Consider the following 23665-nt stretch of genomic DNA (forward strand, 5'->3'; position numbering starts at 1 on the left):
TGTCATAAGACCCGGCGAACCCGGGAGTTACTCCGCGCGCCCGAACGGCCCCCACCACGCGGGTCCTTCCGGCGCGCGTGGCGCACAGCGACGTGCCCCGGCCACACGACGAGGTGTGGCCATCCGGCGATGACCGGAGCCCGTCTCGGGCTTTCTCTCCCCCGACTGACCATCGCGACGCCGGGCCACTCCGTTAGCCAGCCCGCTGGCATCGTCGACGGACGGCCCGGCCACGCCGACGCCATAGGAGGGCGGCCAGCCGTGAACCGCCACGCACCGAGCTCGCTGCAGCAGGGCCTGTACGACGAGCAGTACGAGCACCACGCCTGCGGGGTCGCGTTCGTCGCCGACCTCGCCGGCCGGCGCGACCACGAGATCGTCCGCAAGGCGCTCGTCGCCCTGCGCAACCTCGAACACCGCGGTGCCCGCGGCGCCGAGCCGGAGACCGGTGACGGCGCCGGGATCCTGATCCAGGTTCCGGACGCCTTCTTCCGCGCCGTGGTCGACTTCGAGCTGCCCGAGCCCGGTGGGTACGTGGTGGGCACCGCGTTCCTGCCCACCGACGGCGAGGTCCGCGGCCGGGCGATGTCCACCATCGAGGGCATCGCCGCCGAGGAGGGCATGGGCATCCTCGGCTGGCGCGAGCTGCCGGTGGACACCGAGCACGTCGGCGCGGGCGCGGCGACCACGATGCCGTACTTCGCCCAGCTGTTCCTCGCGCCGCAGCGCGCCGAGCTGACCGGCCTGGCGTTGGAGCGGGCGGCGTTCTGCGTCCGCAAGCGGGCCGAGCACGCGCTCGCCGACCAGGACGTCTACTTCCCGAGCCTGTCCGCCCGGACGATCGTCTACAAGGGAATGCTCACCGAGCCGCAGGTCTCGCGGTTCTTCCCCGACCTCACCGACGAGCGGGTGACCAGCGCGATCGGCCTGGTGCACTCCCGCTTCTCCACCAACACCTTCCCGTCGTGGCCGCTGGCGCACCCGTACCGGTACGTCGCGCACAACGGCGAGATCAACACCCTGCGCGGCAACCGGAACTGGATGGACGCCCGCGAGTCGATGCTGGCCACCGACCTCGTCCCCGGTGACCTCTCCCGCGTCTACCCGATCATCACCCGCGACGCGAGCGACTCGGCGTCGTTCGACGAGGTGCTCGAGCTGCTGCACCTCGGCGGCCGGTCGCTGCCGCACGCCGTGCTGATGATGATCCCGGAGGCGTGGGAGAACCACGACGAGATGGACCCGGCGCGAAGGGCCTTCTACGAGTTCCACTCGACCTTGATGGAGCCGTGGGACGGGCCGGCGCTGGTCGCGTTCACCGACGGCACGCAGATCGGCGCGGTGCTCGACCGCAACGGACTGCGCCCCGGCCGGTACTGGGTCACCGACGACGGCCTGGTGGTGCTGGCCAGCGAGGTCGGCGTCCTCGACCTCGACCAGTCCCGGATCGTGCGCAAGGGCCGGCTGGAGCCGGGCCGGATGTTCCTCGTGGACACCGCGGAGGGGCGGATCGTCGAGGACGAGGAGATCAAGGGGCGGCTCGCCGCCGAGCACCCCTACGGCGCGTGGGTCGAGAAGGGTCTGCTGCACCTGACCGAGCTGGCCGAGCGGGAGCGCGAGGTGCCGGACCACGCCTCGCTGGTCCGCCGGCAGCAGGCCTTCGGCTACACCGAGGAGGAGCTCGACGTCCTGCTGAAGCCGATGGCGGGCAGCGGCGCCGAGCCGATCGGCTCGATGGGCAACGACTCGCCGCTGGCGCCGCTGTCCCGACGCTCGCGGCAGCTGTTCGACTACTTCACCCAGCTGTTCGCCCAGGTGACCAACCCGCCGCTGGACGCAATCCGCGAGGAGCTGGTCACCGCGCTGGGCACCCAGCTCGGCTCGGAGCCCAACCTGCTGGAGGCCGGCCCCGACTCGTGCCGGCGGATCGTGCTGCCGTTCCCGGTGCTGGACAACGACGAGCTGGCCAAGCTGGTGCACGTCAACGACGACGGCACGCTGCCGGAGTTCCAGGCACACGTGCTCGACGGCACCTACGAGGTGGCCGGCGGCGGCCCGGCGCTGGTGCGCCGGCTGGACGAGATCCGCGCGGAGGCGTCCACCGCGATCGCCGACGGCGCCCGGCTGCTGGTCCTGTCCGACCGTGGGGTCACCGCCGAGCGCGCCGCCATCCCGTCGCTGCTGCTCACCGGGGCGGTGCACCACCACCTGGTGCGGGAGAAGAGCCGCACCCAGGTGGGCCTGGTGGTCGAGGCCGGTGACGCGCGCGAGGTGCACCACATCGCGCTGCTGATCGGCTACGGCGCCGCGGCGGTGAACCCGTACCTGGCGATGGCCACCGTGGAGGAGCTGGCCGAGCGGGGCAAGCTGCCGGGAGTCAACGCCAGGCAGGCCACCCGCAACCTGATCAAGGCGCTGGGCAAGGGCGTCCGCAAGACGATGTCCAAGATGGGCGTGTCCACGGTGGCCTCCTACACCGGCGCGCAGATCTTCGAGGCGATCGGGCTCGGCGCGGAGGTCGTGGAGAGCTGCTTCACCGGCACCACCTCACGGCTCGGCGGGATCGGCTTCGACACGATCGCCGAGGAGGTCGCGCAGCGGCACCGGCGGGCGTTCCCACCGGACGGGCTGCGGCCGCACCACCGCGAGCTGGCCGTCGGCGGCGACTACCAGTGGCGCCGCGAGGGCGAGCCGCACCTGTTCGACCCGCACACGGTGTTCAAGCTGCAGCACTCCACCCGCTCCGGGAAGTACGAGATCTTCAAGGAGTACACGAAGTCCGTCGACGAGCAGTCCGAGCGGCTGATGACGCTGCGCGGCCTGTTCCAGCTCAGGGAGGGTGTGCGGCCACCGGTGCCGATCGAGGAGGTCGAGCCGGTCTCCGAGATCGTCAAGCGGTTCGGCACCGGCGCGATCTCCTACGGCTCGATCTCCCAGGAGATGCACGAGGTACTCGCCATCGCGATGAACCGGCTGGGCGGCAAGTCCAACACCGGTGAGGGCGGTGAGGACCCGGAGCGGCTGTACGACCCGGAGCGGCGCAGCGCGATCAAGCAGGTCGCGAGTGGGCGGTTCGGGGTGACCAGCGAGTACCTGGTCAACGCCGACGACATCCAGATCAAGATGGCGCAGGGCGCCAAGCCCGGCGAGGGCGGGCAGCTGCCCGGCACGAAGGTCTACCCGTGGATCGCCAGGACCCGGCACTCCACACCGGGCGTCGGGCTGATCTCGCCGCCGCCGCACCACGACATCTACTCCATCGAGGACCTCGCGCAGCTGATCCACGACCTGAAGAACGCCAACCCGAGCGCGCGGATCCACGTCAAGCTGGTGTCCGAGGTCGGCGTGGGCACCGTCGCGGCGGGTGTGTCCAAGGCGCACGCCGACGTCGTGCTGATCTCCGGGCACGACGGCGGCACCGGCGCGTCGCCACTGTCGTCGATCAAGCACGCCGGTGGGCCGTGGGAGCTGGGCCTGGCCGAGACGCAGCAGACGTTGCTGGCCAACCGGTTGCGCGACCGGATCGTGGTGCAGACCGACGGCCAGCTCAAGACCGGCCGGGACGTGATCGTCGCCGCGCTGCTCGGCGCCGAGGAGTTCGGGTTCGCCACCGCGCCGCTGGTGGTGTCCGGCTGCGTGATGATGCGAGTGTGTCACCTGGACACCTGCCCGGTGGGCGTGGCGACGCAGAACCCCGCGCTGCGGGCCAAGTTCAGCGGCAAGGCCGAGTACGTGGTGAACTTCTTCGAGTTCATCGCGCAGGAGGTGCGCGAGTACCTCGCCGCGCTGGGCTTCCGCTCGGTCGCCGAGGCGGTGGGCCACGCCGAGCTGCTCGACACCCGCGACGCGGTGGAGCACTGGAAGGCCGGCGGGCTGGACCTCACGCCGATCCTCCACGTGCCCGAGCTGCCGCCGCGGGCCGCGCGGCACTGCGTGACCAGGCAGGACCACGGGCTGGACAAGGCGCTGGACAACACGCTCATCCAGCTCGCCGAGGGCGCGCTGAACTCCGGCGACAGGGTGCGGCTGGAGCTGCCGGTGCGCAACGTCAACCGGACGGTCGGCACGATGCTCGGCCACGAGCTGACCAGGCGCTGGGGTGGCGAGGGCCTTCCCGACGACACGATCGACGTGACCTTCACCGGCACCGCGGGGCAGTCGTTCGGCGCGTTCCTGCCGAAGGGCATCACGCTGCGGCTGTTCGGTGACGGCAACGACTACGTCGGCAAGGGCCTCTCCGGCGGGCGGATCATCGTGCGCCCGCCGCGGGAGGCGCGGATCGCCGCGGAGGAGCACATCATCGCCGGCAACGTGATCGGCTACGGCGCCACGAGCGGCGAGCTCTTCCTGCGCGGCAAGGTCGGCGAGCGGTTCTGCGTGCGCAACTCGGGCGCGCTCGCGGTCGTCGAGGGCGTCGGCGACCACGGCTGCGAGTACATGACCGGCGGGCGCGTGGTGGTGCTCGGGTCGATCGGCCGCAACTTCGCGGCCGGCATGTCCGGTGGCATCGCGTACGTGCTGGACCTGCCGGAGCACCGGGTCAACCGGGAGATGGTGGACCTCGACCCGCTGGACACCGAGGACCGCCGGTTCCTGCGCGAGGTCGTGGAGCGGCACCTCGCGGAGACCGGGTCCGCCGTGGCGCGGCGGCTCCTGGACGACTGGGACATCGCGGTGGAGGAGTTCGGCAAGGTCATGCCGAAGGACTACAAGCGGGTGCTCCAGGCGCGGGCGGCGGCCGAGCGCGACGGCAGGGACGTGAACGAGGCGATCATGGAGGCCGCACATGGCTGACCCCAAGGGCTTTCTGACCACACCGCGGGAGACACCGACGTCGCGGCCCGTCTTCCTGCGGCTCAAGGACTGGCGCGAGGTCTACGAGGACTTCGACCGCACGAAGCTGACCCGGCAGGCCGGGCGGTGCATGGACTGCGGAATCCCGTTCTGCCACCAGGGGTGTCCGCTGGGCAACCTCATCCCGGAGTGGAACACGCTGACCTGGCGCGACGACTGGCGGGAGGCGATCGAGCGGCTGCACGCCACGAACAACTTCCCGGAGTTCACCGGCACGCTGTGCCCCGCGCCGTGCGAGACCGCGTGCGTCCTCGGGATCAACGACGACCCGGTGACGATCAAGCGGGTGGAGATCTCGATCATCGACCGGGCGTGGGACGAGGGCTGGGTGACGCCACAGCTGCCGCCGACGAGGACCGGGAAGAAGGTCGCCGTGGTGGGGTCCGGCCCGGCCGGGCTGGCCGCGGCGCAGCAACTCACCCGTGCCGGGCACGACGTGGTCGTGTTCGAGCGGGCGGACAAGATCGGCGGGCTGCTGCGGTACGGCATCCCCGAGTTCAAGATGGAGAAGTTCCGGCTGGACCGGCGGCTGGAGCAGCTGCGCGCCGAGGGCACCGAGTTCCGCGCCGGGGTGAACGTCGGCGTGGACGTCACCGGCGAGCGGCTGCGCGCCGAGTACGACGCGGTGGTGCTGGCCGGCGGCGCGACGGCGTGGCGGGACCTGCCGGCCCCCGGGCGCGAGCTCGACGGGGTGCACCAGGCGATGGAGTACCTGCCGTGGGCCAACCGGGTCGCGGCCGGTGAGCTGGAGTCGCCGCCGATCGACGCGGCGGGCAAGCACGTGGTGGTGATCGGCGGCGGCGACACCGGCGCCGACTGCGTGGGCACCGCGCACCGGCAGGGCGCGGCCTCGGTGACCCAGCTGGAGATCATGCCCAGGCCGCCGGAGACGCGGTCCGAGGCGCACCCGTGGCCGACCTACCCGATGATCTACCGGGTGTCCTCGGCGCACGAGGAGGGCGGCGAGCGGCTGTACTCGGTGAACACCCAGGAGTTCCTCGGCGACGACCGGGGCCGGGTGCGGGCGCTGCGACTGGTCGAGGTGCGCCGCGAGGACGGCGGGTTCGTCCCGGTGGAGGGCACCGAGCGGGAGCTGCCGGCCCAGCTGGTGCTGCTGGCGATGGGTTTCGTCGGCCCGGAGCGGGAGGGACTGCTCGACCAGCTCGGCGTGGAGCTGGACGAGCGCGGCAACGTGGCGCGGGACCACTCGTTCCGGACCAGTGTGGACAACGTGTTCGTCGCCGGTGACATGGGCTGCGGCCAGTCGTTGATCGTGTGGGCCATCGCGGAGGGCCGCTCGGCCGCGGCGGGCGTCGACGCCTTCCTCACCGGGCGGGACGCGCTGCCCGCGCCGATCGCCCCGACCGACCGGCCCATCTCCTAGACCGGCGGCCCGGTCGCGGGGTCACCGTCGCCCCCGCGACCGGGCCCGCCCCCATCGCGTGTTCGCCGTCCACGTCCGCGTGTTCGCCGTCCACGTCCGCGTGTTTGCCGTCGGCGTCCGCGTGTTTGCCGTCGGCGTCCGCGTGTTTGCGCCCCACGACGCGGACGCGCGGACGCAGAGCGCGGACACGCGTATACAGAGCGCGGACACGGCGGGGATGCGAGTCAGGGGGTGGTGATGGTGGGGAGGTTCAGGGCGAGGGACGGGCTGGGGGTGACGCCCGCGATGCGGTCGGTCCAGACGGCGTGGCCGTGGGCCGACCACAGCGGCGCCACCGGCAGGTCGCGCAGCAGTTGGTTCTCCGCGAGGCGGTACAACCGACCGCTCTCGGCGAGATCGGCGGCCTCCCCGGCGGCGGCGAGCATCTGGTCGAAGGTCGTGCTGGCGTAGCCGACCGGGTTGCCCGGCGCGTCCGAGGCCAGCGGCGCGAGCAGCTCGTGCGGGCTGCGGGTGTGCAACGTCCTGGTCAGCGCGTGCACGCCGGTGGGAGCGGGTGGTCCCGTCTCGATTCTGGCCGGCACCCCGAGCGTGGCGCCGACCTGCTCGGCCAGCGGTGCGGCCCACGTCGCCTGGTCGGCGCCGGCGTGCACGACCAGCTCCCCGGCGGGGCGCCCGGCCTGCTCCCACAGCGCGGTCGCGGCCTCGGGGTCGTGGTTGCACGGCCGGCACTGCCCGGAGCGCTGCCCGAGTGGCACCGCCGGCGGCAGCAGCGCGCTCGCCAGGTCCACCTGGTGGCCGAGCGGCCCGGCCTCGAGCGTGGCCCGGTCCACGGCCAGCGCCACGGCGTGCCGGGCCGCGGCGTCGGCGAGGCTCGGGTTGGCCGCGGGGAAGCCGAGCATGCTGACCTCCGGCAGCGGCCACATCAGCACCCGCTCGCCGAAGTCGTCGCGCATCCGCCCGTGCGCGGCGGCGGGCACCTGGGTGGCCAGGTCGACCGCGCCGGTGCGGGCCAGCTCGTACTGCTCGGCGGGGTCGGCCACCACCCGCAGGTCGATTTCCCTGGCGTGCCCGGGCCGCGGCCCCGCGTGGTCGTCCACCCTGGTCAGTCGAGCGCCCTCGCCCGACCGCCACGGCCCGGCCAACCGGTACGGCCCGTTGCCCACCGGCTGAACGGCGAAGGCCGCCCAGTCCCGGGAGTCGAGCACGGCACGGGGCAGGGGCAGCAGCGCCGGGGCGCCGAGCACCACCGGAACCTGGCCCAGCGGCCGGTCCAGCACCAGCTCGACGGTGTGCTCGTCGATTGCCCGGAAATCCTCGGCCCGCAGCACGTCGGTGAGCACCGTCGCACCCGGCCAACCCTCCTCCACCACGGCCCGCCAGGTGTCTACATAGGACAGCGCGGTGACCGGCGAGCCGTCGTGGAAGCGCAACCCCTCCCGCAGCCGGATGGTCCAGGTGCGCAGGTCGTCGCTGGTCACCTCGCTGGCCGCGAGCGGCTCGGCCTCCGCATCGGCCGGGTCGGTCAGCGGCGTCCACAGCGCGTCGACGACCAGCCGGCCGGGGAGGTCGCGCACCTGCGCCGGCAGCAGCGCCGCCGGCTCGCGCACCGCCACCGAGAACGTCCCCGGCGCGGGCGGCGAGTCGGTTGGCTCGGCGGTGCACCCGGCGAGCGCCGCCACCGCGGCGAGCACGACCATGGACAGACGGCGCATGGGACCTCCCGAACGGCGACGCGTCCACGCCTACCAGGTCGGCGCCGGGGCACCAACCTCCGATCGGCGCTTGTGCCCTCCCCCGCCACGTCCTAGCGTCGACAGTCGGCCCAGCGCCGGATCGATCCCGGCGCCGGGTCGCATCAACGTCGGGTCACCCATCCGGAGGTGTGTGCCGTGCTACGTCGGACCACCGTGCTCCGCTCCACCCTCGTCCTCGCCGTCGCCACCGCCGTCGGGCTCACCCCCGCGGCCGCGTTCGCCTGCGACGCCGAGCACGTGCCCGGCGGCACCGCGCACGCCGAGGAGGGGCCGTCGGCGACCAGCGCGCAGAAGAACGTCGAGCTGGTGGGGACCCTGCCGGACGCGCAGGGCGCGATCGCGCTGCAGTTCCTGCAGTACGGGTACGGGCACCGGCAGCGGGACGTCCTGGTGGTGTCCGGCGAGTTCGGGCTGAAGACCTACGACCTGACGGCCGACCCGGCGCGGCCGACGCCGCTCGGCGAGCTGTCCATGCCGGGCATGTGGGAGACCGAGGACACCGAGGTCGACCCGGTGCGCAAGCTGGTGTTCCTCGCCAGGGACCCGCGGGCGTTCGGCGGCAACACGCAGACCGGCGAGTCCGGGATCTACACCGTCGACCTTTCCGACCCCGCGCGGCCGGAGCTGGCCAGCTACGTGCGGGTGCCCGCCGGGCACACCACCAGCTGCGTGAACGACTGCCGGTACCTGTGGACCGGCGGGCCGGCGAAGGCCGCGTCGATGCCCGAGGACTGGGGCGGCCGGCCGATCTGGGTGACCGACGTCCGCGACCCGCGCAACCCGAAGGTCTTCCCCGAGCCCATCGACCTCGGCCGCAACGACGGGAAGACCGACTACGTGCACGACGTGCAGGTCGACGCGCACGGCGTGGCCTGGACCTCCGGCCGCGGCGGCGTACGCGGGTACTGGACGTCGGGCATGCACCGCGACCCGGTGACCGGCGGGATCCGCTGGGCCACGCCGTGGGAGCCGGTGCCCTACGCCGGCGGTGGCGTCTCCGAGCTGGCGGCCGCGTCGACGTTCATGCACAACAGCTACCGGCCGGTGGGCCGGAAGCTGCGCGACGGCGGCGACGTGCGGCACGGCCGGCCCGGCGAGCTGATCTACGTGACCGAGGAGGCGTTCGAGCCGGGCTGCGCCAACGACGGCGTGCTGGTGATCGCCTCCCTGCGCGGCTCCTACCAGGGGCAGGGCTGGCGCTCGACGCCGGAGGACCCGTTCCGGCTGGAGACCGTGGGCACCTGGGGCGTCGCCGGGCAGGAGGGCAGCGACCCGGACAGCGGGAACTGCTCGGCGCACTACTTCGACGTGCGCGGCGACATCCTGGTGCAGTCGTTCTACGCGCAGGGCACCCGGTTCCTCGACGTCAGCGACCCGACCAACCCCACCCAGGTCGCCTACCACCGGGCGGCGGACGCGGCGTCCTGGGCGCCGTACTGGCACCGAGGGCTGGTGTACGTGGCGGACAACAACCGCGGGGTGGACATCCTCCGGCTCACCCGCTGAGTCGGGGGTCGCGCGGGGTTGGCACCTGCTGCTCCCGGGTACTCCACGGGGATGGCGGAGGACCGGAAGCGGAGCCGCGAGGAGTACGAGCGCGGGCTGCCGGACTACCACGACCCGACCGGTCGGTTCGGCGGGGCGGCGCCGATGTACAGCGCGCTGAGCCTGCGGATCGTCCTCGCCGCGTTGACCGTGGTGCTCGCGATCGCCGGCGCGGTCGTCGCCGGCATGCTGGGCGCGACGTGGGCCGTGGTGGTGCTGGTCGTGCTCGCCGTGGCCAGCGCGATCGACCTGGGCTGGGTGATCCACCGCAAGCGCCGCGGCGAGCCCGGCTGAGCGACCGGGTGTCCCACCGCTACTTGCCGGCACCCAGGGTGAGGCCGGCGATGATGCGTCGGGCCAGCACGAGGTAGAGCGCGAGCATCGGCAGCACGACGATGGTGATGCCGGCGACCAACCCGCCGTACTCCGACTGGTAGCTCGCCGCGCCGTAGAAGGTGAACAGCGCCCTTCCCAGGGTGAAGTTGGCGTTGTCGTGCAGGAACACGATGGCCAGCAGCGTCTCGTTCCACAACCCGACGGCGTTGAGGATGAGCGCGGTGAGCAACCCGCCGCGGGCCAGCGGCAGCATGATCGACGCGAACGTGCGCAGCGGCGAGGCCCCGTCGAGCGCGGCGGCCTCCTCCAGCTCGTCCGGCAGCGACCGGAAGAACCCGGTGAGCAGGAAGACGGTGAACGGCAGCGACAGCGCGACGTAGATGAGGTAGAGCCCGAGCAGGTTGTCGGTGAGGCCGACCGCGGCCATGGCCACGAACAGCGGCACGATCACCGTCTGGAACGGCACCCCCATGCCCACCGCGACGAAGTTGGTCAGCACGTTCGCCCCGCGCACCCCCAACCGGGTCAGCACGTACGCGGCCGGCGCGGCCAGCGCCACCACCGACACCGCCGCCGCGGCGACCAGCAGCACCGTGGTGAGGAACGCCGAGCCGAAGCCGGCCTGGTTCCAGGCGTAGGCGAAGTTCCGCAGCGGCTGCCCCACCACGAACCACTGCCGCGGCAGCTGGAACGGCTGGGTGAAGATCTCCACCGGTGTCTTGAACGACGAGACCAGCAGCCAGTACAGCACCAGCAGGTTCACCGCGGTGAACAGCCACACCACGGCCGTGCCGAGCACCCGCAGCGGGCTGACCCGGCGGCGCACCCGCGACCGGCGGCGCGGTGGGCGGGGGGCCGGCCGCTCCGCGGCCGACCGCGGCGCGGGTGTTACCTCCACAGTGGACACGGTAGCTCCTACGACTGGCTCCTGGAACTGGCTAGAACTGGAGGGCCTCGCGGCGCATCAGCCGCCGCAACAGCACGACGAACACCGTCACCAGCACGATCATCACGACCGCGCACGCGCAGGCCGCGCCGAACGCGGGCGTCCCCCTGGTGCCGAACGACCGGTCGAACACGTAGATGCCGAGTGTCCAGGTCCGCACCGGCGGCGAGTACGTCCCCGGCCCGGCGAGCACGAACACCAGCTCGAAGATCTTCATCGCGTTGATCGTCCAGAGCACCCCGGCGATGCCCACCACGTCCCAGGTCAGCGGCAACGTCACGTGCCGGAACTTCTGCCAGGGCGACGCCCCGGCCAACTCGGCGTCCTCGTACAGGTACGGCGGGATCCGGTCCACCGCGGCCATCAGGATCGTGATGAAGAACCCGGAGCTGGCCCAGACCAGCGCGGCGATCACCGCGTAGGTGACGTTCTCCGGCTGGAGGAACTTCACCGCCTCCAGCCCGAGGCCCTCCAGCACGAAGTTCGCCAACCCCTGCTTGTTCGGCTGGTACTTGAACACCAGGCCGAGGAACATGCCCAACGCGACCGGCGCGACGATGTTCGGGAAGAACAGGATCGCCCGCACCAGCTTCCCGCCGCGCATCTCCCGCAGCACCATGGTGAACAGGAACGCCAGCACGAACGTGCCCACGCCACCGACGACGATGTAGGCCATGGTGTTGCCGAACGCGTACCGGAACGCGTCGCTGGTGAGCAGCGCCCGGTACTCGGCCAGCCCGACGAACTCCGGCCGGTCGCCCGCCCCGGCCCAGCTGGTGAAGCTGAGCACCACCGTGGCGACCGTGGGCAGCACGAGGAACAGCACGTACAGCGCCAGCGCCGGGGTGAGCAGTGGCCAGAACAGCCGCCGCCGGCCAGTGCGGTGGGTGACCGGCCGCGTGGCGGCGACGGGTGGAGCGGCCATCAGCCCCGCGACTTCCAGTACGTCGCGGTGTCGGTGGCCATCCGGTCGATGAACTGCTCCGCGGTGATCTGCCCGCGCAGCAGCGCGTCGTCGGCCGGGAAGAACACGGTGTCCACATAGGTCCCGCCGAACAGGCCGTCCAGCCCGTCCATGACCAGGGTGTGCTCCTTGTCCGGGTCGTCGAGCGCAGCCTTGGCGTCGGCGAGGTCGGCGGGCACCGGCAGGTCCGTCCGCGGGGCCAGGTTGTCGCTGACCGTCGGGATGCCCTGGAGGATGTCCTTGTGCAGCACGTAGGCGATGAACGCCTTCGCCGGCTCGGCGTTGCGCGCCGGGGCGGGCACCGCGAACCCGATCGGCATCTGCTCGACGATGTCGTGCGTCGCGCCCTCGGACATCGGGAACTGGAACGAGCCGTACTGGATCTCCCGGCCGCCGCCCTGCTTGTTCAGGTACTCGCGGGTCTCACTGGGCAGCCAGGTGCCGTTGAAGGTGTACGCGGTCTCGCCGTCGGCCCAGCGCTGCTGCACCTGAGGGAACTTCGCGGCGTCCCACCCCTCGGCGAAGTAGCCGCCGGTGGCGATCCGCTCGACCAACCGGGCGGCCGCGAGGAAGCCGGGCTCGGTGCGCCAGGACTCGCCGGTGCGGTCGGCGGCCGCCGCGGCGATGCCGCCCGGCCCGACGAAGCGGGCGGCGAGCTGGGTGAAGAAGTAGGCGTTGTAATGGCTGATGTCGCCGTCCTGGCTGATCGCCGGCCGGCCGGCCTGCAACTCCTGCTCGAACAGCGCGAACAGCTCGTCCATGGTCCGGGGCGGGGTGAGGTCCGGATGGGTGTTGCGGTCGTACCACCAGGCGTTGGTGATCATCTCGTAGGGCACCAGGAACCGGTTGCCCTCGGCGTCGGCGTGCTGCGGCAGGTCGTGGGAGTACCTGGCGAGCACGTCCTCGACGGTCCGGTCACCCTCGCCGACCTTCATGCCGTAGACGTCCTCGACGCTCTGCGTGCCGCCGGGCGCCACCACCGCGGCCTTGAGCTGGCTCAGGTCCTGGTCGATGAGGTCGGGTACCTCGCCGGCGTTGAGCGCGGGCGCCACGTTCTGGGTGAGCAGCTTGCGGCCGAGCCACTGCACGGTGACCTGAACCCCGGTCTTCTCCGTGAAGCAGTCGACGGCGTGCTGCAGCACCCTGGCCTGCGGCTCGTCGGCCGTCCACATCGACCAGTAGGTGAACTCGGTGCCGGCGGGCCGCACCCCGGGCTCGGGGCAGGGCGTCGCGAAGTACTCCTCCGTGCCCGGCAGCGCCGCCGGCCCGGTGCCGGTGGGGCTGCCGCAGCCGGCGAGGCCGAGCACCACGGCGACGCCGGCGACAAGAGCGGTGCTGACGGTGCTGGCGGTGCTGGTTTGGGGGGCAAGGCGGCGGAACGGGCTCGAACCTGGTCGCATGGCCACCTCACGTCGGCTCGCGTTTGCGCATTAGTGCGCAGTTTTATGGCCCTTCGCGCAAATGTCAACAGCCCTGGACCAGCCCCTCGGGCGGGCGTACGCCTGCGGACCGGCCGCGACACCTCCGATCGTCGGTGACGGAAGCTGCTCGATTACGGGCAATTTCGAGCAGAAATATTGACGAAGCCACGACCTCGAGCGGAAGCTTCGTCCCGCACGACCGTGATCGCGACCCGACCCCGCCGCCTCGGCCGGGGACCCCGCACCGTTGCAGGAGGTTCGATGCCCACCGACGTCCCGGAGATCGGCCCGGGGAACGACCCGGACAACACCGCCGGCGAGCGGCCCGGCATGTCCCGCCGTTCCGTGCTGCGCACCGGCGCGGCCGCCGGCGCCGGTCTCGCCGCGCTGGGCGTGGGGCACGGCTCCGCCGGCGCCGCACCACCCCCCGGGCCCAGCGTGCCGGGCGCCGAGGAGCGGACCTGGCCCCCGCGGCGCGGCCGCTCGATGATGGGCGTGCCGTTCGAGCGGCACGACACCATCAGGGTCGGCATCATCGGCCTCGGCAACCGCGGCGGCTCGATGCTGCCGCTGTTCCTGGCCGTGGAGGGCATCCGGGTCACCGCGCTGTGCGACGTCGACCCGGCCAGGGTGGCCGCCGCCACCCGCGTGGTCACCCGTGCCGGGCAGCCCGAGCCGGCGCGGTTCACCGAGGGCCCGGACGCCTACGAGCGGCTGTGCCGGCGCGACGACGTCGACTTCGTCTACGTCGCCACGCCGTGGGAGGCGCACGTGCCGATGGCGCTGGCCGCGCTGCGCGGCGGCAAGCACGTCGGCGTCGAGTGCCCGATCGCCACCACGATCGAGGAGCTGTGGGAGCTGGTCGACGCGTCCGAGCGGACCCGCCGGCACTGCATCCAGCTGGAGAACTGCTGCTACGGCCGCAACGAGTTGCGCGCGCTGCGGATGGCCCACGACGGGCTGTTCGGGGAGCTGCTGCACGGCTCCGGTGCCTACCTGCACGACCTGCGCGAGCTGCTGTTCTCCGACACCTACTACGCCGGGCAGTGGCGCAGGGCCTGGCACACCAGGATCGACGGCGACCTCTACCCCACCCACGGCCTCGGCCCGGTTGCCGCATACATGGACGTCAACCGCGGCGACCGGCTGGTGCGGATGACCTCGATGAGCACACCGGCGCTCGGCCTCGCCGACTACCGCGCCCAGCACGTGCCGGCGGGCGACCCGAAGTGGCGGGAGCGCTACGTCAACGGCGACGTCACGATGAGCCTGATCCAGACCGAGCGCGGCCGGGTGATCCACCTCGTGCACGGCGTGTCCAACCCGCACCCGTACAGCCGGCTCAACCATCTGGCCGGCACCAAGGGGGTGTTCGAGGACTACCCGCCGCGGATCTACCTCGAGCCGGACGCGACCGACCACCGGTGGCGGAGCTGGGACGACTACCAGCGGCACGACCACTGGCTGTGGACGGACGTCGGGCCGGGGCCGGGCGGACACGGCGGCATGGACTACCTCATGCTCTACCGGCTCGGCCAGACCATGCGGCTCGGCCTGCCACCGGACATGGACGTCTACGACGCGGCCGCGTGGAACGCGCCGTTCGCGCTGAGCGTGCTGTCGGTGAGGTACGGCGGCGTGCCGGTGTCGTTCCCGGACTTCACTCGCGGCCAGTGGCGCACCCCGCACCCGGGCACCGACTCGACCAAGCCGGGTTGATCCGAATGGTCCACGCCGCGCTGTTGTACGTTCGGCGCCAGCGGCGGACTCGTCGCGACCGCGGCGGGAGCTACTCGAGGAGCGTGGCGTGGACCGGCACGAGCGACTGGGGCTGCTGCTCGACATGGTCGGGCAGCGGGACAAGATCGACGTCGAGAAGACGGCCGCGGAGTTGGGCGTCTCACCGGCCACGATCCGCAGGGACCTGGACCACCTCGCCGAGCGGCAGCTGCTCACCCGCACCCGCGGCGGCGCGGTGGCCAGCAACGTCGCCTACGACCTGCCGCTGCGGCACAAGGCGGCCCGGCACGCGCCGGAGAAGCAGCGGATCTGCGCGGCCGCGATGCGGTTCGTCGAGCGCGGGATGGTGGTGGGGCTCAACGGCGGCACCACGGCCACCGAGGTGGGCAGGGCGCTGGCCACCCGGCAGGACCTGAACGACCGGGGCAGCTCGCCGGCGCTGGTGGTGGTCACCAACGCGTTGAACATCGCCAACGAGCTGGCCGTCCGGCCGAACATCAAGTTGGTGGTGACCGGTGGCGTGGCCCGACAGCACTCGTTCGAGCTGACCGGGCCGCTGGCCACCCGGATACTCGACGAGATCACGCTCGACCTGGTGTTCCTCGGCGTCGACGCGATCGACCCGCTGCGCGGCGCCTACGCCCACCACGAGGGCGAGGCCAGCATCAACCGGCTGATGGCGGCGCGGGCCCGGCAGGTCGTGGTGGTGGCCGACAGCTCCAAGCTCGGCGGGCACGCCTTCGCCCAGATCTGCCCCACCACGGACGTGGACACCCTGATCACCGACGCCGCCGCCGACAAGGAGACCGTCGCCGCCTTCGAGGCCGAGGGCGTCGAGGTCATCACCGCCTGACGGTCGGCGAGATCGATGTTCGGAACGGCGAGCTCGACGTTGGGGACGGCGTGTCCGACGGGGCCGGGCGGACGGCCTCCAGGTAGCCGGCGATGGCGTCGCGGTTGCGGACCAGGCACTGGATGCGCTCGGTCATCCGGTCGCGCTCCCGCTCGAGCGTGGCGATCATCTCCGGGGTCGCGTCGGCGACGTGGATCCGCCGTGTCCCGTCGAGGCACGGCAGGATCTGCCGGATGATCCGGGTCGGCAGCCCGGCGTCGAGCAGCCCCCTGATCTGCAGCACCCGGTCGACGAGCTCCTCGTCGTAGTCCCGGTAGCCGTTGGCGCAGCGGCGCGGCACCAACAGGCCCTGCTCCTCGTAGTAGCGCAGCAGCCGCCGTGGCGTGCCGGTGCGCGCCGACAACTCCCCGATCCGCAACGTGCCCACCTCGCGGGTTGACCTTCACACAGATGTGATGGTTCAAGCATAGGGACCATGCGAACCGACCCGACCGACCACGACCCGACCGACCACGACCCGACCGACCACGACCCGACCGACCACGACCTGTTCGACTACAGCCCGATCGTCGAGCGCCCGCCGATCCACTGGCCCGGCGGCGCCCGCGTCGCCTTCTACGTGGGGGTGAACGTCGAGCACTACCGGATCGACCGCCCCTCCACGAGCCTCTTCCCCGGCACCGCGCACCTGGTGCCCGACCCGCTCAACCACGGCTGGCGGAACTACGGCCCCCGCGTGGGCATCTGGCGGCTGGTGGACACCCTCGACCGGCACGGGCTGCGCGCCAGCGTGCTGCTCAACTCCGACGTCTGTGCCCGGTACCCGCAGATCATCGCCGCCGGTCGGGAACGGGGCTGGGCGTGGCTGGCGCACGGCAAGAACAACTCGACCTTCCAGGCCGACATGCCCATCGAGGAGGAACGCCACTACCTCACCGACGTGGTGGAGACCATCGAGCGGGCCACCGGCCGGCGGCCACGTGGCTGGATGGGGCCGGCGCTCACCGAGACCTTCCGGACCCCGGAGCTGCTCGCCGAGCTGGGCCTGCGCTACGTGCTGGACTGGTGCAACGACGACCAGCCGTACCCGCTGCGGGTGCCGGGCATGCTGAGCGTGCCGTACTCGGTCGAGCTGAACGACGTCACCCTGTTCGCCGGTCGGAACCTCAGCGGGCCCGATTTCGTCCGGATCGTCGCCGACCAGCTCGACCAGCTGCACGCCGACGCGGCCGGCAGCGGCCGGGTGATGGCGCTGGCCCTGCACCCGTTCGTGATCAACCAGCCCTTCCGGCACAAGTACCTGGACCAGGCGCTCGAGTACGTCGTCAACCATCCGGACGTGTGGCTGACCACGAGCGACGAGATCGCCGAGCACTGCGCCACGGAGGGACCCGGGATCACGGGAGGAGGCGGAGCAGGCGGGTGACCTCGGCGGCCATCCGGTCCCGGCCGGCGCCGAGGTACTTGCGGGGATCCACGACCTCCGGGTGCCGCGCGCAGAACTCGCGCACCCCGGCGGTGAACACCTTGTTCAGCTGGGTGGCGATGTTGATCTTGGTGAGGCCGGCGCGGACGGCGGCCGCGAGCGTGTCGTCGGGCACCCCGGACGAGCCGTGCAGCACCAGCGGCACCGGCACCGCCGCGCGCAGCCGGGCGATCAGCTCCAGGTCGAGCTCGGCGTCGCGGGTGAGCATCGCGTGCGAGCTGCCCACCGCCACGGCGAGCGCGTCCACGCCGGTCGCCGCGACGAACTCCGCGGCCTCGTCCGGATCGGTGCGCGCCCCGGGCGCGTGCACGCCGTCCTTGCCACCGACCTCCCCCAGCTCGGCCTCGACCCACACGCCGGCGTCGTGGCAGTACGCCGCCGCCTCCCGGGTGATCCGCACGTTCTCGGCGTAGGGCTCCGCCGACGCGTCCACCATCACCGACCCGAAGCCGAGCGCCACCGCCTGCCGCAGCAGTGCGACGTCGTCGGCGTGGTCGAGGTGGACCGCCACCGGCACCTCCGCCTCCGCGGCCGCGGCGAGCAGCGCGGCGCCGATCGGGGCGAGCGCACCGTGGTAGCGCACGGCGTTCTGGCTGACCTGCGCGATTACCGGCCGGTTCGCGGCGCGGGCACCGGCCAGAATCGCCGTGACGTGCTCGAGCTGGACGGCGTTGAACGCCGCGGCCGCCGCACGGCGGGCGGCCGCGGCGCCGACGACGTCGCCGGTGGCGGTCAGCGGCACGGGTCCTCCTCCGGGGTCGGGGTGACGGCACGCAGCTCGCGCCGGTAGTGAATGAGGTCGAGGTCGCCGGCCAGCGGGCCGAGCACCGCGGCGGCCGAGGTGGCCGCCGCCCGGCGCAGGACGTCCGGCCAGCGCGCTCCGGCGGCCAGCTCCATGGCGATCCCGGCCACCGCCGCGTCCCCGGCACCGGTGGCGTTGCCGGCCAGCGGCGCGCTCGGCCGCACCGACCACGTGCCCTCGCCGGTGACGGCGAGCAGCCCGGCGGCGCCGCGGGAGACCACGACGGCCCCGGCACCCGCCCGGCGCAGCGCGCGGGCCGCCGCCGGCGGGTCGGTGACACCGGTGGCGGCGCGCAGCTCGTCGACGTTGGGCTTCACCACGGTCGGGCGGGCGGGCAGCGCGGCCAGCAGCGCGGGACCCGCCGTGTCCAGCACCGTGGGGATCCGCGGGGCGAGTGCGAGCAGGACGGCGTAGCCGTCGACCGGTGCGCCCGGCGGCAGGCTGCCGGAGCAGACCAGCACGGCGGCATCGTCCACATGGGACCGGACGGCGGCCAGCAACCGGTCCCACTCCGCCGCGGCGAGCTCCGCGCCGGGCTCGTTGACCAGGGTGGCCTGGTTGTCCACCGCGGACACCAGGGTGACGGTGCGCCGGGTGGGCCCGGCGACCGGGACCAGCTCGTGCGGGATCCCCGCCCGGCGCAGCTCGGTCGCCACGGCGGCACCGTCCGCTCCCCCCGCGGTGCCGATCGCGCGGGTGGGCACGCCGAGAGTGTGCAGCACCCGTGCCACGTTCACGCCCTTGCCACCGGCGCGATGCCGCGCCTCCCGCACCCGGTGGACCTCACCGGGCACCAGCCGGTGCACGGTGTAGGTCACGTCCAGCGCGGTGTTCGGGGTGACGGTGAGGATCACGGCGACTCGCCCGCCACCGCCCGCCACGCCAGCAGCCCGGCGCCGAGGCACCCGGCCTCCGCGCCCAACTCGGCCAACCGCAGCCGGGGCATCGGCTGGAACGTGACCAGCTCGGCCAGCCGGTCGCGCACCGCGTCCAGCAGCGTCGCGCCCGCCTCGAACAGGCCGCCGCCGAGCACGACCACCTCCGGCGCGAGCAGCATGGTGAGCAGCCGCAGCCCCCTGGCCAGCCCGTCGACGGCGTCGGCGAGCACCGCGGCGGCGTGCGGGTCGCCGGCCCACGCCGAACGCACCACCTCCGCGGCGTCGGCAGCGTGGGCGGGGCGGCCGGCGCGCTCCCGGTAGCGCCGGGTCAGCGCGGCGGCCGACGCCACGGCCTCCAGACACCCGGTCGCGCCGCAGCCGCAGCGCAGGTCGTGCCCGATGTCGACGTGGCCCAGCTCGCCGGCGTACCCGCCGGCGCGGTAGGGCCGCCCGTCCAGCAGCAGGGCCGCGGCGATCCCGGTGCCCACCGGCACCACCGCCACCGTGCGGTGGCCGCGCCCGGCGCCCAGCTCCCACTCGGCGAGGCCGCAGGCGGTGACGTCGTGGCCGAACGCCACCGGCAGGTCCAGCCGCCCGCGCAGCAGCGCCGCGAACGGCACGTCCCGCCACCCCAGGTTCGCCGAGTAGCGGGCCACCCCGGCCTGGTCGTCCACGATGCCCGGAACCACGACGCCGATGCCGACCGGGTCGGTCCCGGCCCGCCCGGCCAGCTCCTCAACCAGTCGCCCGACCTGCTCGGCCACGGCGCCGGGACCGGTTCGCTCGGTGGGCTGGTGCGCCCTGGCCAGCACCCGGAGGTCCTGGTCCAGCAGCACGGCCTTGGCCGCGGTGCCGCCGACGTCCACCGCGGCCACCGCCGTCCGGTCGCGAGCCACGGTCAGCCCAGCACGACGGAGCGGGTGAGGTGGCGCGGGTTGTCCGGGTCGAGGCCGCGGTCGGTGGCGACCGCGGCGGCGGCCAGCTGCGCGCGGACGAGGTCGGCCTGCGGGTCGAGGTCGCTGTGCTCGAAGTGCCCTCCGGCGCGGCGGACCTCGTCCGCGAGCCCGACCGGCGGGACGCCGAACATCCAGGTGACCCGGCCGGGCTGACTGATGCTGATCGGCCCGTGCCGGTACTCCCACGCCGGGTAGGACTCGGTCCACGCCAGCGCGGCCTCGCGGAACTTCAGCGCCGCCTCGTGGGCGAGGCCGACCGTCCAGCCGGAACCGAGGAAGGTGAGCTGCTCGGCCGCGCGCACCGGCGCGGCCACCGGGGTGCCGAGCACGCGCTCGGCCTGGCCGATCACCGGGCGCAGGTCCTCGCCGGCGTGCGCGCGCAGCAGGGCCAGCGCCGTGGTGGCGAACCGGGTCTGCACGACGGACCGCTCGTCGGCGAAGGATAGGTCGACCACGGCGCCGGCCACGCCGGCCACCGCGGCCGGGACGCCGGTGAGCACCGTGGTCGGCATGCTCGGGCCGATGTCCGCCAGCAGCCGGAGCACCTCGGTCGTGGTGCCGGACCGGGTGATCGCCACCAACCGGTCGTACCGCCGCCCGCGGGGGAACTCCGACGCCGCGAACGCGTCGGTGTGGCCGAGCCCCGCGGCCTCGCGCAGCACCGCGTAGCACTCGGCGATGTACCGCGAGGTGCCACACCCGACCGCCGCCACCCGCTCCCCCGCCCGCGGCAGCCCCGGCACGCTCCGGGCGAGCTCGGCCGCCGCCCGCCAGCACGCCGGCTGGCTGGCGATCTCCTCCGCCATGAAGGACCCGGTCATGCGCTCCCCATCCGGTCGGGCGGGCGCTCCTCACCCGCCCACTCGACGATCAGCGTAGGTGCTCATTTATGCACGGTCAACGCACTCTTCTTGCAGCTTCGCTCACACTCCCGCCGCAACCCCCGCGGGTTCGCCGCTCCCGTCACCGTGTTCGCCGCTCGCGCCCACGGAACGCACGAGAAGGGGCACAGGGGCGGCCACTCGCGGCCCCGCCCTCGGGCTCGGGCAGCGGCAGGCCCGGGCAGGACGGGGCACCCGCCGGCACCACACCGTCGATCACGAAGGCGTCGACCGTCCGTCCACGCGCGCCGAGCCGGTGCCTCGCGTCGTACCGCGCGACCCAGGGCGCGCAGTCGGTGCTGACGTTGGTGCTGTTCGCCGTCCCCGACGTCGATCCCGATGACCTCCATTGTGGACACCAGTCGCTCCCGGTCGAGGAACGCCACCGGCATCAGCAGCCCCGCTCACCGCGGCACACCACCCGGCACCAGCGTGCCGACCACGGCGCCGGGTACGACAACCCTTCTTCGCACGATCACTCCCTCCGTGCACGGCTCCGCCGGAACGAGCCAGTCGCGCGCGGTGGCGCGGCACAGCCACCGGGAGGACGACGTCGGAGTCCCTCTCCGGACGGTGGACAGCGGGCGCTGCTCTGTTCGGGTGCGCCGGTCCGGCGTCACATTGACAGTCCTGATCAACCACACTTACGCTCGGTCGGCTTGCCCGCGACGGCGGCCGGAAGCCGGTGAGAATCCGCACGGTCGCGCCACTGTGACCGAGCCGCGAGCTCGGAAGTCAGACCTACCGCCGTCGCGACCGTCACCGCAAGGGCCGCGTCACGCCCAGGGAGGTACCCGTCATGTCGCAGGCTTCGATCGCCGTTCCGCGACCGGTTCCGGTCCGCATCCCCCTCCGCGAGATCCTTCCCTGGGCGGTGTTCGTCGGGATCCTCGCCGTCGTCGTGCTGTACTTCGTCAGCACCGAGGAGGGCGCCACCGCGCTGTTCTCCGGCGGCTACGTGCACGAGTTCGTGCACGACGGGCGGCACCTGCTCGCCTTCCCCTGCCACTGAGGCGGGCGGCATGAGGACTCTCCTGGTCCGCGGCATGCTCGCGGGCCTGGTCGCCGGCGTGCTCGCCACGCTGTTCGCCTACGTCTTCGGCGAGCCCTCGGTGGAGGCCGCGATCGGGCTCGAGGAGGCCGCCGCGCACGAGGCCGGCTCCCACTCGCACGGCGAGGAGGAGCTGGTCACCCGCGGTGTCCAGCGCACGATCGGGCTACTCGCCGGGGTCGGCGGGTACGCGCTGGCGATCGGTGGGCTGTTCGCGCTCGCCTTCGCCGTGCTGTACGGGCGGATCGGCACCCTGCGCCCCCGGGTGACCGCCGCGCTGCTCGCCGCCGCCGGCTACGCCGTGGTGGTGCTGGTGCCGTTCCTCAAGTACCCGGCCAACCCGCCGGCGGTGGGCAGGGCCGAGACGATCGGCGATCGCACCGCGCTGTACTTCGGCTTCGTCGCGCTGTCGGTGCTGGCCGCCGCGCTCGCCGCCTACGCGGGTCGCCGGCTCGCCGACCGGCTCGGCGGGTGGTCCGGCGGCCTGCTCGCCGCGGGCGGCTACGTGCTGGTGACGGCCGTGGCCGCGGCGCTGCTGCCGGTGGTCGACGAGGTGCCGCCCGGCTTCCCCGGCTCGACACTGTGGACGTTCCGGATCGCCGCGCTCGGCACCCAGCTCGTGCTGTGAACCACGCTCGGGCTGGTGTTCGGCGCGCTCGCCGAGCGGGTGCTGCGCCAGCGTTCCACCGCTACTGTCTGATGTGGACGGCGTCAGCCGGCCCTCCGGGACAGCAGGGCGAGCCCGGCGGACAGCGCGACCGCGGCGGCCGAGACCACTCGGGACAGTCGTACCGCGCGGCGCAGCTCGACCGGTCCGGGCGGTGGGCCTTCCCCGAGCGGGCCACGGACCTCGACCCGACCGCCGTAGCTGGTGCGCCCGCCGAGCCGCACGCCCAGCGCTCCGGCGAACGCCGCCTCCACCGGGCCCGCGTTGGGGCTCGGGTGCCGGCGCGCGTCCCGACGCCACGCCCGGCACGCGCGCCGCGGCGAGCCACCGACCAGCGGCGCCGCCAGTACCGCCCCGGCGGCGGTGACCCGCGCCGGCAGCAGGTTCGCCACGTCGTCGGCGCGGGCCGCCGCCCAGCCGAACCGGGCATGCCGGGTCGAGCGGTGGCCCACCATCGCGTCGAGCGTGTTCAGCGCGCGGTAGCCGAGCAGCCCGGGGATCCCGGCCACGCCACCCCACAGCAGCGGCGCGACCGCGGCGTCCGACGTGTTCTCCGCGATCGACTCCGTCGCCGCCCTGGCCAGGCCGGTGGCGTCGAGCGTGTGCGGGTCCCGGCCGCACAGGTGCGGCAGCCGGGCCCTGGCCGCCGGCACGTCCCCGCCGGCCAGCAGCCCGGCCAGGTGCGCGCCCTCGCCGGCCAGCCCGCGCCCGCCGAGCACCGTCCAGGTGGCCAACCCCGTCGCGGCGGCGCGGGCCCACGGCCGCTCCCTGGTCGCCAACGCCAGCAGCGCACCGGCCCCGGTCGCCGCGCCCACGCACGCCAGCGTGTACAGCGCCCCCCGTGGCCGCGAGTCGGCCCACATCCGGCGCTCCAGCCGCTGCGCGGCCCGGCCGAACAGCGCCACCGGATGCCCCCGCCGCGGATCGCCGAACACCACGTCGGCCAGGTAACCAGCGACGATGCCCGCCGCGGTGGCCCGGCGCCGGAACGAGTGGAGATCAACCACAGCGCGCACCCTAGCCCGTCCGTCAGAATGCCGGGCATGACCACACAACGGACCAGGCTCCGCTCCTCCTCCAGAGCCGGCGGGCTCCGTCTTGCCTCCGGAGCCGGCAGGCTCGGCCTTGCCTCCAGAGCCGGCGGGCT

19 protein-coding genes and 1 riboswitch are annotated in these 23665 nt (G+C 73.3%); of the genes, 9 read left to right on the forward strand and 10 right to left on the reverse strand.

Annotated elements, in window-relative coordinates; all coding sequences use genetic code 11:
- Positions 1-261 precede the first annotated feature (261 nt).
- Complete coding sequence (gltB, locus tag BM051_RS02725) at positions 262-4794, forward strand: glutamate synthase large subunit (protein ID WP_243859513.1); 4533 nt, start codon at positions 262-264, stop codon at positions 4792-4794.
- Positions 4787-6238, forward strand: coding sequence for a glutamate synthase subunit beta (locus BM051_RS02730; RefSeq protein WP_092527388.1), 1452 nt, complete (start codon positions 4787-4789; stop codon positions 6236-6238). Before gltB ends, BM051_RS02730 begins: the two co-directional genes overlap by 8 nt.
- 224 nt (positions 6239-6462) lie before the next feature.
- Here BM051_RS02730 and BM051_RS02740 read toward each other — a convergent pair whose 3' ends face one another.
- Positions 6463-7950, reverse strand: coding sequence for a peptide ABC transporter substrate-binding protein (locus BM051_RS02740; protein WP_092527393.1), 1488 nt, complete (start codon positions 7948-7950; stop codon positions 6463-6465).
- 177 nt (positions 7951-8127) lie between these two features.
- Here BM051_RS02740 and BM051_RS02745 point away from each other — a divergent pair, with 177 nt between their 5' ends.
- A complete protein-coding gene (locus BM051_RS02745) occupies positions 8128-9498 on the forward strand; it encodes an LVIVD repeat-containing protein (protein WP_243859514.1) in 1371 nt (456 codons plus the stop codon).
- Between the two features lie 51 nt (positions 9499-9549).
- Positions 9550-9831 carry a hypothetical protein gene (locus tag BM051_RS02750; protein ID WP_092527396.1) on the forward strand — a complete coding sequence of 94 codons (282 nt, stop codon included), beginning with the start codon at positions 9550-9552 and terminating at the stop codon, positions 9829-9831.
- Positions 9832-9850: 19 nt separating this feature from the next.
- Here the strand turns inward: BM051_RS02750 and BM051_RS02755 are convergent, their stop codons facing one another.
- From BM051_RS02755 to BM051_RS02765, 3 genes are read right to left on the reverse strand one after another with little or no spacing between them, the layout of a single operon-like run.
- Positions 9851-10780: a carbohydrate ABC transporter permease gene (locus BM051_RS02755; RefSeq protein WP_092527399.1), complete on the reverse strand. Its 930-nt coding sequence runs from the start codon at positions 10778-10780 to the stop codon at positions 9851-9853.
- 31 nt (positions 10781-10811) lie between these two features.
- Positions 10812-11744, reverse strand: a complete 933-nt coding sequence (locus BM051_RS02760) for a carbohydrate ABC transporter permease (protein WP_092527402.1) — start codon at positions 11742-11744, stop codon at positions 10812-10814.
- Positions 11744-13183: an ABC transporter substrate-binding protein gene (locus BM051_RS02765; RefSeq protein ID WP_092527405.1), complete on the reverse strand. Its 1440-nt coding sequence runs from the start codon at positions 13181-13183 to the stop codon at positions 11744-11746. The genes BM051_RS02760 and BM051_RS02765 overlap by 1 nt, the downstream gene beginning before the upstream one ends.
- A gap of 351 nt (positions 13184-13534) precedes the next feature.
- Between BM051_RS02765 and BM051_RS02770 the strand changes: the two genes are divergently transcribed.
- A complete protein-coding gene (locus BM051_RS02770) occupies positions 13535-14923 on the forward strand; it encodes a Gfo/Idh/MocA family protein (RefSeq protein WP_208325951.1) in 1389 nt (462 codons plus the stop codon).
- Positions 14924-15011: 88 nt separating this feature from the next.
- Positions 15012-15797, forward strand: a complete 786-nt coding sequence (locus BM051_RS02775) for a DeoR/GlpR family DNA-binding transcription regulator (RefSeq protein ID WP_092527409.1) — start codon at positions 15012-15014, stop codon at positions 15795-15797.
- Here the strand turns inward: BM051_RS02775 and BM051_RS02780 are convergent.
- Positions 15787-16215 (reverse strand): MerR family transcriptional regulator, encoded by a 429-nt coding sequence (locus BM051_RS02780; protein ID WP_092528432.1) that lies wholly within the window; start codon positions 16213-16215, stop codon positions 15787-15789. The two genes, BM051_RS02775 and BM051_RS02780, sit on opposite strands and share 11 nt — an antisense overlap.
- Positions 16216-16272: 57 nt before the next feature.
- On the opposite strand from BM051_RS02780, the gene BM051_RS02785 reads away from it, so the two are divergent.
- Positions 16273-17223, forward strand: coding sequence for a polysaccharide deacetylase family protein (locus BM051_RS02785; protein WP_092527411.1), 951 nt, complete (start codon positions 16273-16275; stop codon positions 17221-17223).
- Here BM051_RS02785 and BM051_RS02790 read toward each other — a convergent pair.
- From BM051_RS02790 to BM051_RS02805, 4 genes are read right to left on the reverse strand one after another with little or no spacing between them, the layout of a single operon-like run.
- Entirely contained in the window at positions 17195-18025 is an 831-nt protein-coding gene (locus BM051_RS02790; protein ID WP_092527413.1) for a class II fructose-bisphosphate aldolase, read from the reverse strand. The two genes, BM051_RS02785 and BM051_RS02790, sit on opposite strands and share 29 nt — an antisense overlap.
- Positions 18016-18939 carry a 1-phosphofructokinase family hexose kinase gene (locus BM051_RS02795; RefSeq protein WP_092528434.1) on the reverse strand — a complete coding sequence of 308 codons (924 nt, stop codon included), beginning with the start codon at positions 18937-18939 and terminating at the stop codon, positions 18016-18018. Before BM051_RS02795 ends, BM051_RS02790 begins: the two co-directional genes overlap by 10 nt.
- Complete coding sequence (locus tag BM051_RS02800; RefSeq protein WP_243859515.1) at positions 18936-19859, reverse strand: ROK family protein; 924 nt, start codon at positions 19857-19859, stop codon at positions 18936-18938. The genes BM051_RS02795 and BM051_RS02800 overlap by 4 nt, the downstream gene beginning before the upstream one ends.
- Positions 19860-19861: 2 nt before the next feature.
- Entirely contained in the window at positions 19862-20740 is an 879-nt protein-coding gene (locus tag BM051_RS02805; RefSeq protein WP_092527415.1) for an SIS domain-containing protein, read from the reverse strand.
- A gap of 724 nt (positions 20741-21464) precedes the next feature.
- Positions 21465-21555: riboswitch (adenosylcobalamin (AdoCbl) riboswitch) on the forward strand.
- 44 nt (positions 21556-21599) lie between these two features.
- Between BM051_RS02805 and BM051_RS02810 the strand changes: the two genes are divergently transcribed.
- Both BM051_RS02810 and BM051_RS02815 read left to right on the forward strand, forming a co-directional pair.
- Entirely contained in the window at positions 21600-21812 is a 213-nt protein-coding gene (locus BM051_RS02810; protein ID WP_092527417.1) for a CbtB domain-containing protein, read from the forward strand.
- 10 nt (positions 21813-21822) lie between these two features.
- A complete protein-coding gene (locus BM051_RS02815) occupies positions 21823-22479 on the forward strand; it encodes a CbtA family protein (protein WP_092527419.1) in 657 nt (218 codons plus the stop codon).
- Positions 22480-22562: 83 nt separating this feature from the next.
- Here the strand turns inward: BM051_RS02815 and BM051_RS02820 are convergent, their stop codons facing one another.
- Complete coding sequence (locus tag BM051_RS02820) at positions 22563-23525, reverse strand: cobalamin biosynthesis protein (protein ID WP_092527422.1); 963 nt, start codon at positions 23523-23525, stop codon at positions 22563-22565.
- Between the last annotated feature and the right edge of the window lie 140 nt (positions 23526-23665).

Source organism: Amycolatopsis arida (assembly GCF_900115565.1).
Lineage (GTDB): Bacteria > Actinomycetota > Actinomycetes > Mycobacteriales > Pseudonocardiaceae > Yuhushiella > Yuhushiella arida.